Annotated in this window: 9 protein-coding genes and 1 pseudogene; 8 read left to right on the top strand and 2 right to left on the bottom strand. The window is 67.9% G+C overall.

Annotated elements, in window-relative coordinates; translation table 11 throughout:
- Positions 1 to 181: 181 nt before the first annotated feature.
- The 8 genes and pseudogenes from AC069I_RS36040 to AC069I_RS36005 form a co-directional block, all read left to right on the top strand.
- A pseudogene (locus tag AC069I_RS36040) lies at positions 182 to 418 on the top strand (glycosyltransferase 87 family protein); the annotation flags it as partial.
- A 240-nt stretch (positions 419 to 658) separates the two neighbouring features.
- Complete coding sequence (locus tag AC069I_RS36035) at positions 659 to 1,201, top strand: flavodoxin domain-containing protein (RefSeq protein ID WP_478224591.1); 543 nt, start codon at positions 659 to 661, stop codon at positions 1,199 to 1,201.
- Positions 1,185 to 2,099 (top strand): universal stress protein, encoded by a 915-nt coding sequence (locus AC069I_RS36030; RefSeq protein WP_478267386.1) that lies wholly within the window; start codon positions 1,185 to 1,187, stop codon positions 2,097 to 2,099. Before AC069I_RS36035 ends, AC069I_RS36030 begins: the two co-directional genes overlap by 17 nt.
- A 10-nt stretch (positions 2,100 to 2,109) precedes the next feature.
- Complete coding sequence (locus tag AC069I_RS36025; protein WP_478224589.1) at positions 2,110 to 2,715, top strand: CBS domain-containing protein; 606 nt, start codon at positions 2,110 to 2,112, stop codon at positions 2,713 to 2,715.
- Positions 2,712 to 3,611, top strand: coding sequence for a universal stress protein (locus AC069I_RS36020; protein WP_478233269.1), 900 nt, complete (start codon positions 2,712 to 2,714; stop codon positions 3,609 to 3,611). The genes AC069I_RS36025 and AC069I_RS36020 overlap by 4 nt, the downstream gene beginning before the upstream one ends.
- Positions 3,608 to 5,995 (top strand): phosphoketolase family protein, encoded by a 2,388-nt coding sequence (locus AC069I_RS36015; protein WP_478267385.1) that lies wholly within the window; start codon positions 3,608 to 3,610, stop codon positions 5,993 to 5,995. Before AC069I_RS36020 ends, AC069I_RS36015 begins: the two co-directional genes overlap by 4 nt.
- A gap of 50 nt (positions 5,996 to 6,045) precedes the next feature.
- Positions 6,046 to 6,453, top strand: a complete 408-nt coding sequence (locus AC069I_RS36010; RefSeq protein WP_478233271.1) for an Hsp20/alpha crystallin family protein — start codon at positions 6,046 to 6,048, stop codon at positions 6,451 to 6,453.
- Between the two features lie 71 nt (positions 6,454 to 6,524).
- A complete protein-coding gene (locus tag AC069I_RS36005) occupies positions 6,525 to 7,610 on the top strand; it encodes an acetate/propionate family kinase (RefSeq protein ID WP_478267384.1) in 1,086 nt (361 codons plus the stop codon).
- Between the two features lie 76 nt (positions 7,611 to 7,686).
- Here AC069I_RS36005 and AC069I_RS36000 read toward each other — a convergent pair whose 3' ends face one another.
- Both AC069I_RS36000 and AC069I_RS35995 read right to left on the bottom strand, forming a co-directional pair.
- Positions 7,687 to 8,163 carry a universal stress protein gene (locus AC069I_RS36000; protein ID WP_478267383.1) on the bottom strand — a complete coding sequence of 159 codons (477 nt, stop codon included), beginning with the start codon at positions 8,161 to 8,163 and terminating at the stop codon, positions 7,687 to 7,689.
- A complete protein-coding gene (locus AC069I_RS35995) occupies positions 8,160 to 8,573 on the bottom strand; it encodes a CBS domain-containing protein (protein ID WP_478224583.1) in 414 nt (137 codons plus the stop codon). Before AC069I_RS35995 ends, AC069I_RS36000 begins: the two co-directional genes overlap by 4 nt.
- Positions 8,574 to 8,664: the final 91 nt, after the last annotated feature.

Below are 8,664 nucleotides of genomic sequence, written 5' to 3'. Positions count from 1 at the left end.
CTTCGCTGGGACCACTCTCCTGGTGAAGGGGGGAAGAAGAGGGTTGGAGGGGGGTCGGGGGTGGCGTTTCGGGTGAGAACCCGAAACGCCACTCACGACCACCCCGCGCCGACCACGCCACGTTTGCCTTACCCCTCAAAACTTCCATGGCGGCGGGAACCCCGCACGTTACCCTTACCCGCCGTTCTCGGTGGTGCCGCTGGGTGCGATTCTCGCTGTGTACCCAGTAGGTGTCCTGCTGCTGACCACCGGCGGTATCGGCCTGTTGTTCCACCTCATGCTGCTGGTGCTCGACCGGCTGCGACAGGGCATGCCCTATCGGTACCTGATCGCCGCTATCGTCACCTTGTGCGCCGTTCGGCTCGAACCCGTCATTCGAACGTTGTTCTGGGGCCAGATCAACATCCTCCTGTTGTGACTGGTCGCTAACGACTGCCTGCACCGACATCCAAGACCGCCCAGGGGTGTCCTGGTCGGGGTCGCCGCCGCGCTCAAGGCGACCCCACTGGTGCTCCTCCCGATTTAAGCTCCTCGCCGGCGGAGCTGTGCCACCGAGGCGATCAAGCCGGGACTGTGGGCCCGTCTCACCGGGACTTCGGTCTCTCCTCCTGAACTCATCACTGGTCGAAGCTGGGAAGTGACCAGACGGGAGAGCGAAATGAAGATCCTCGTAGCGGCGGCCAGCCGCCACGGCGGGACCTGGGAGATCGCGAGGGAAATCGGCCGAGCCCTCGCGTCGGAGCTGCGGGGTCAGGCGACGGTGCGGGTGTCGAGGGCCGAGGACGTCACGTCGGTGGATGAGTTCGACGTCGTTCTGGTGGGCAGCGGTGTGTATCTGGGGCAATGGCTCGAGCAGGCGAGAAACGTCGTCGGCGAGCACGCCGAAGTCCTCAGGACCAAGAACGTGTGGTTGTTCTCCAGCGGCCCGGTGGGAGCGCCGTTGAAGCCCGCGGCGGAACCGGATCCGGTGGACGTGGCTCGGCTGATGGTGGAGTCCGGGGCACGCGGGCACGTGGTGTTCCCGGGCCGGATCGACCGGAACCTGCTGCGGTTCGCCGAACGAGCGGTCGTGACGGCACTCCGGGTCAAGGACGGTGACTACCGGGATTGGCCGGCGGTGCGGGCTTGGGCGGGCGAAATCGCCGCCGCGGTGAAGCCTGCTCGGACAAAAGAGGTGAGTGGATATGCCGAGCGTGGCTGAAGGCGCGGTCGTAGTGGGGATCGACGGTTCGGGATCCGCCCGGCGGGCCGCGGTGTGGGCGGCGGCAGAGGCCGTCAAAAGGGGGAAGCGGCTCCGGCTGGTCCACGTGTACACGGTTCCTCCGGTGAGGATGCCCGGCGTGCTGCCGTCGGTCGAGGCGGTCCGGTCGGCGTTCGAGGCTCAAGGGGCGAGGTGGCTCGCCGAAGCCTGTGGCGCGGTGGCCGAGCGCTACCCGGATCTGATCGTCGAGTCCGCCGCGCGGGAATGGGCGCCGGTGGCCGCACTGGTCCAGGAATCGCGGACGGCGATCCTGATCGTGCTGGGTTCCCGCGGTCTCGGTGGCTTCACCGGTCTGCTGGTCGGTTCGACGGCGGTGGCGTTGGCGCAGCACGGGCATTGCCCGATCGTCGTCGCGAGGGGAAAGCACCCGGAAGACGTTCCACCGGAGACCGGCCCGGTCGTCGCGGGCACGGACGGTTCCGAGTCAAGCGAAGCGGCCTTGGCCTTCGCTTTCGACGAAGCTTCGCTCCGCGGCACGGATCTGATCGTGGTCAGGGTGTGGAACGAGTTCACCGACCACGAATCGGCCAGGGTGCACGCCTTGACGGTGGACCCGGACGCGATCGAGTCGGCGGAGCGACAAGCGTTGGACGAACAACTCGCGCCTTGGCGGGCCAAGTTCCCGGACCTGCGCGTGGAGACGGTGGTCGCCCGCGGCCGTCCGGTCCGCGCGCTGCTCGGATTCGGCGAACACGCCCAGTTGCTCGTCGTCGGGTCGCGAGGCCGCGGCGGGTTCCGGGGGATGTTGCTCGGCTCCACGAGCCAGGCACTCGTCGCGCACTCGGAATGCCCTGTGGCGGTCGTTCGTCCGGCTTTGACCGGACAGGAAACCGAGTGAGGAGCTCAGCATGCGAGCACGGGACTTGATGTCCGCTCCGGTCGTCACGGTGACGCCCGGGACCACCGCGAAACACGCTGCCGAGCTGTTGGCGGAAAAGGGATTCACCGCGTTGCCGGTGATCGACGAGGACGACCGGCTGATCGGCATCGTGACCGAGGCCGATCTGATCAGGAACCGGTTCCCGCACGACGTCCGCTCGGGCCCGGACCACGAGGCACGGCCGAGGCCGGGGCTGACCGTCGCTCAGGTGATGACGACACCGGCCACAGGGATGGGCACCGGCGCGGACGCCGCCGACGTCGGCAAGGCCCTGCTCGACGGACGGATCCGCGCGATGCCCATCGTGGACGGTTCGAAGGTGGTCGGAATCCTCACGCGAGGCGACTTCGTGCGTGCCTTCGCCCGTTCCGACGAGGCGATCGCGGCGGACGTCCGCCATCACCTGGCGATCTACGGCGGACCTGGCCGGTGGACGGTCGAAGTACGAGACGGCGTCGTGCGGGTGGGTGATGCCTACGACAGCGGCACCGACCGCCACGTGGCCAAATTGCTGGCCGAGGCGGTTCCCGGTGTGGTGGAAGCGAAAGTGGCCTATCAGGAGGACGAACGATGAACGCGGCGGACCGGAAGATCGTCGTCGGAGTGGACGGGACAGAGCCGGGAAGGGCGGCCGTACGGTGGGCCGCGGCCGTCGCCGAAGAACGACTGCTGAAGTTGCTCATCGTGCACGCTCTGCGCGTCGACAAGCTGGCCTACGGCGCCGGATTGGCGGGCCCCGCGCCCTGGTATGACGTGCTCGCCGAAGAAGGTCAGCGCGTTCTGGAGGAGGCTGCCGGACAAGCGCGTTCGGTGGCACCCGGTGTGGACGTGGACACGCGGATGCCGGCGGACTCTCCGGTGCCCACCTTGATCGACGCGTCGGAGTCGGCGGCGATGGTGGTCGTCGGCGGCACCGGGAAGGGCTTCTTCGGCGAGATGACGATCGGTTCGACGGCGTCGGCGGTCGTCGCCCACGCCCACTGTCCCGTGGTGGTCATGCGGGGCAGGAAGAACACCACCGCGTATCCGGCCGAGGGGCCGATCGTGGTCGGTATCGACGGCAGCCCGCTGAGCGAGCGCGCACTGGAGATCGCCTTCGAAGAGGCCGCGTGGCGGAAGGCCGACCTGGTCGTGGTCCACGCATGGCGGGACGTCACCTACGACGACGCCTACGGGATGGCACGGCTTGTCGTGCAGTGGGAGTCGATCGAGGACGAGGAACGCCGGCTGCTGGCGCAGCGGCTCGCGGGCTGGCAGGAGAAGTATCCGGACGTCAAGGTCGAGCGGGTGCTCGTCCAGGACCGGCCGCGGCACGCCCTGCTGGAGTGGAGTGCCAAGGCACAGCTGGTGGTCGTGGGCAGCCGGGGCCGGGGTGGATTCACCGGTCAGTTGCTGGGCTCGACCAGCCAAGCGCTCGCGCACCACGCGGAGTGCCCGGTGATGGTGGTCCGGCCGGAGAAGTCGCGATGACCGTTCTCGGTGCCCCCGCCGCGCCCGCGGTGCTGGCTCCTGCCGAGTTGTCCCAAGTGGACGCCCAGTGGCGGGCGGCGAACTATCTCGCCGCCTGCCAGATCTACCTGATGGACAATCCGCTGCTGGAATCGCCGCTGAAGCCCGAGCACGTGAAACCGCGTCTGCTCGGGCACTGGGGTACGTCTCCCGGACTGAATTTCGTCTACGCCCACCTGAACCGGGCCATCGTGCGGCGGAAGCTGAACGTCATGTTCGTGACCGGCCCCGGTCACGGTGGCCCGGCTCTGTACGCGAACACCTGGCTCGAAGGCAGCTACTCGGAGGCGTGGCCGGAGGTCCCCTACGACAAGAGCGGTCTGCGTACGCTGTTCCGGCAGTTCTCCTTCCCCGGTGGTGTGCCCAGTCATGTCGCGCCGCAGGTGCCGGGGTCGATTCACGAGGGCGGTGAGCTCGGCTACTCCCTCGCACACGCCTACGGCGCCGCGTTCGACAATCCGCACCTCGTCGTCGGCTGCGTCGTCGGCGACGGCGAGGCGGAAACCGGGCCACTGGCCACCAGCTGGCATTCGGGCAAGTTCCTCAATCCCGCCCGCGACGGTGCGGTGCTGCCGATCCTGCACCTGAACGGGTACAAGATCGCCAATCCCACCGTGCTCTCGCGGATCAGTGCCACTGAGCTCGATGAGCTGCTGCGCGGGTACGGGTATGCCCCGCACTACGTCGAGGGCGATGATCCGGCTGTCATGCACCAGACGATGGCCGCGGCGCTGGACGGCGCGCTCGACGAGATCGACGGAATCCAGGTGCGCGCCCGCTCCGCCGGCGTGTCGACGGGGCCGGCGCGCTGGCCGATGATCGTGCTGCGCAGCCCCAAGGGCTGGACAGGACCAGCCCTTGTGGATGGTAAACAGGTCGAAGGCACCTGGCGCTCGCATCAGGTCCCCGTCCCGAACGCGCGCGGGAACCCCGAGCATTTGCGGCAGCTGGAGGAATGGCTGCGTTCCTATCGGCCGGAGCTGCTCTTCGACGAGGACGGCAGGCCGACGTCCGAGGTCACCGGGCTGATCCCACACGGCGATCTCCGGATGGGTTCGTCACCGCACTCCAACGGCGGTCTCGTGCTGCGGCCCTTGGAGCTTCCGGCGGTGCCACCGCACACGATCCCTCTCGTCCGGCCGGGAGGCGCTGTCGCCGAACCGACGCGCGTGCTCGGGCGCTGGCTGCGGGACGTGTTCGCGCTGAACCGGAAGGCGGCGAACTTCCGGCTGTTCGGCCCGGACGAGACCGCTTCCAACCGGCTCGACGCGGTGTTCGACGTGACGGCCAAGACCTGGCTGTGTGAGATCGAACCCGTCGACGAGCATCTCGCCGCCGACGGCCGGGTCATGGAGGTGCTCTCGGAGCACCTCTGTCAGGGCTGGCTCGAAGGCTACCTGCTCTCGGGCAGGCACGGGCTTTTCTCCTGCTACGAGGCGTTCGTGCACATCGTCGACTCGATGCTCAACCAGCACGTCAAGTGGCTCAAGGTGCATCGGGAGATCCCGTGGCGGCGGCCTGTCGCTTCGCTGACGTATCTGTTGACCTCGCACGTCTGGCGGCAGGACCACAACGGGTTCTCCCACCAGGATCCGGGTTTCGTCGACCACGTCGCCAACAAGAGCCCTGAAGTCGTCCGCGTCTACCTGCCGCCGGACGCGAACACCCTGCTGTGGGTCGCGGACCACTGCCTGCGCAGCAGGGACTACGTCAACGTGATCGTCGCGGGGAAGAACGACAGCCCCGTCTGGCTCGACGGCGAAGAGGCCGCAGTGCACTGCGCGCGCGGCGCCGGGATCTGGGAGTGGGCGAGCACCCATCCGGATTCCGAACCCGACGTGGTGCTCGCCTGCGCCGGTGACGCGCCGACGGTCGAGGTGCTCGCGGCGGCCAAGCTGCTGCGGGAGTACCTGCCCGAACTCGCGGTCCGGGTGGTGAACGTGGTCGACCTCATGCGCCTCCAGCCCGCCGCGGAGCACCCGCACGGCATGGCCGACCGCGAGTTCGACGCGCTGTTCACCACCGACCGCCCGGTGATCTTCGCCTATCACGGCTACCCCTGGTTGATCCACCGGCTGGCCTACCGGCGCGCAAACCACGACGACATGCACGTGCGCGGGTACATCGAGCATGGAACCACGACCACCCCGTTCGACATGCTGGTGCGCAACAACATGGACCGCTTCCAGCTCGTGACCGACGTGATCGACCGGGTGCCCGGACTGGTCGCCCGTGCCGGTGCCGTCCGGCAGCGGATGACGGACGCGCGTGAACGGCACCACAGGTGGATCGTCGAACACGGTGAAGATCTTCCCGAAGTCCGTGACTGGACCTGGGAGTCCTGACTGCCGCCGCGCATCTCCCTGGATACCCAACAAGGAAAGGAAGTACGGATATGACAACTCTCGTACCCAATCCCCGGCTGACCCTGCCCAGTATCGCGGCCTGGCTGGAGAATCCGTGGCCGTTCGCCGAACACAACCCGGTGCGTATCGAAGAGTCCGTCGAGGACGGCAAGTACCTCGTCCGAGCCGAGCTTCCCGGATTCGACCCGGAGAAGAACATCTCGGTCACCGCGCACGAGGGGCAGTTGACGATCAGCGCCGAGCGCGAGGCGAGGACCGCGGAGCACGGCCGCAGTGAGTTCTACTACGGCAAGTTCAGCCGGACCGTCTCCCTGCCCTCCGGTGCGACGACGGCGAAGATCACCGCGGCTTACAAGGACGGAATCCTCGAAGTCTCCATGCCGGTCGAGGACAAGCCGCACGAGAAACAGGTCAAGATCAAGGTCGGCAAGGGCTGACCATCCCGGCCGGGCGGGCGCGCGACCCCAGGGCGCGCCCGCCCGGCGACCTGGTACCCGAAGGAGTCTTCATGCGTGTCCTGACCTTGAATCCCGGCTCTTCGAGCCTGAAATCGTCCTCGGTCGTCGACGGCACGCCGGTCGGGTGGGCCGCCATGAGCCTGGACGACGACGCCCATGACGCCGCGCGACATGCTCTCGACCGGTGGTCCACAGTGGACGTCGTGGCCATCAGGTTCGTGCACGGGGGTTCCAGGACCGGTCCGGTCCGGCTCACCCCGGACGTCGTGGACGCGCTCGAAAAGCTCATCCCGTTCGCACCTCTTCACCAGCCACAGGCCGTCCGCCTCGCACGGGAGGTGTTCCGATCGCGTCCCGGCCTGCCGGCGATCGCGTCGTTCGACACGGCCTTCCACTCCCACCTCCCCGAAGAAGCGTCGAGGTACGCGCTACCACGGGAATGGACCACTCAAGGGCGCTTGCGGCGCTACGGTTTCCACGGCCTTTCGTGCCGTCACGCGGCGCGCCGTGTGACGGAACTCCTCGGTGCCGAGGAGCCGCGGCTCCTGTGCTGCCACCTCGGTGCCGGCGTCTCGGTGACCGCGATCCGCGGTGACCGGAGCATGGACACGAGTATGGGCTTCACTCCGTTGGAAGGGCCTGCCATGGCGACGAGGTCCGGCTCGGTGGATCCGGGGCTGGTGCTGCACGTCATGCGAACGGCGCCGATGTCGATCGAAGCGATGGAGGACGCGCTGTATCACCGTTCCGGTCTCGCCGGGATGAGCGGGACGAACGGGGACCTTCGCGCCGTCCTGGCCCGCGAAGCGGCCGGGGATCCCGACGCGGTGTCGGCTGTCGCCGTTTACCTGCACCGGATCCGCCGGGAGATCGGCGCGATGGCGGCGAGCCTCGACCGGATCGACGCCGTTGTGTTCACCGGCGGGGTCACCGAGCATCAGCCGGAGCTGATCGCGCGACTGGCCGGGAGGCTGGGCGTCTTCGGAATCTCTGTCGATCCGGCGCGGTGCCTCGGGGACGGTGACCGGGTGATCAGCCCGGATGACGCGCCGGTGACCGTCTTCGCCATGGGAACAGGCGAGGACGTCGAACTGGCACGGGATGCCGAGGCGGTTCTCTCGGTGGAACACGTATAGGGGGTGCCGAGTCCGTGAAGGCCTCCTTGAGGACCCACAGTCCCTCAAGGAGAGGCCTTCACGGACCACCCAAAGATCAGGAAGCTGCCGGGCTGAACCGATGAACCGCCTGCGTCGACACCAGCACGACGGGGCACGTCGCGTGCTTGACGCAGGCCGCGGACACACTGCCGAAGACGAGCCTGCCGACCGCGCTCTTCGTGCCCGTGCCCAGCACGAGCAGGTCTGCATCGCGCGCCGCCGCGAGTAGTTCCGACGTCGGATTGCCTTGCCTCAGCGAGGTTTTCATTTCGACGTCCGCATGAAGCTCGCGCTGGATCCGTGCGACCGCGTCGTCGAGCGAGTAGTTCTTCCTTACCGGAACCCTGCCGTGTGGCTGGAGTGCGAAGGACGTGCCGGGAAGGAGCTCTTCCCGTGGCAGGACCATCAGGACCTCCACCTTGTCACCGACGGTGGCAGCTTCTGCGATGGCCCACCGGATCGCTTCCTCGCTCTCGGCCGAGCCGTCGGCGCCCACGAGCAGGTGGCGGGTGTTGTCCGGATTGGTGTTCATGGCTCATTCCTTTGCGCGGATTGCCCGGCACGGAGGAGGTCCTGCCAGGTGATGACGCCGATCACGCGGCCGTGTTCGAGGACCGGGACGGATCGGAGCCGGTGCTCCAGCATCTTCGCGGTCAGGTCGGTCAGGTCGCTGTCGGGATGGGCACCGGCCGCCGGGCGCCGCATCAGCGTGCTCACCTTGGTGTGCCCGCTGAGCATGACGCCGCTGTCCGGGTCGCCGTCGGGAAGGTAACGCGCCCGGAGCAGGTCCTCTTCGACCAGCACACCGAGCAGTTCGCCGGTGCCGCCGACGACCGGAAGCGAGGTGATTCCCTTGCCGGTCAGCACTGCGATCGCTTCGCCGATCGTGGCGGCGGGCGTCACCGCGACGACCGGGGTGGTCATGACATCACGTACTCGCATGAAGTCAGTCTCGATCCGCCGGGTGTGCCGGGAATACGGCTGGAGGTCCCGGCCTGGCGGGACCGTCGCCTCTCTTGCCGGGCGGTGTTGC

The organism is Amycolatopsis sp. NPDC043885 (genome assembly GCF_056435685.1).
The sequence above is the reverse complement of the archived record's forward strand: the minus strand, read 5'-3'. Positions and strand labels throughout refer to the sequence as shown.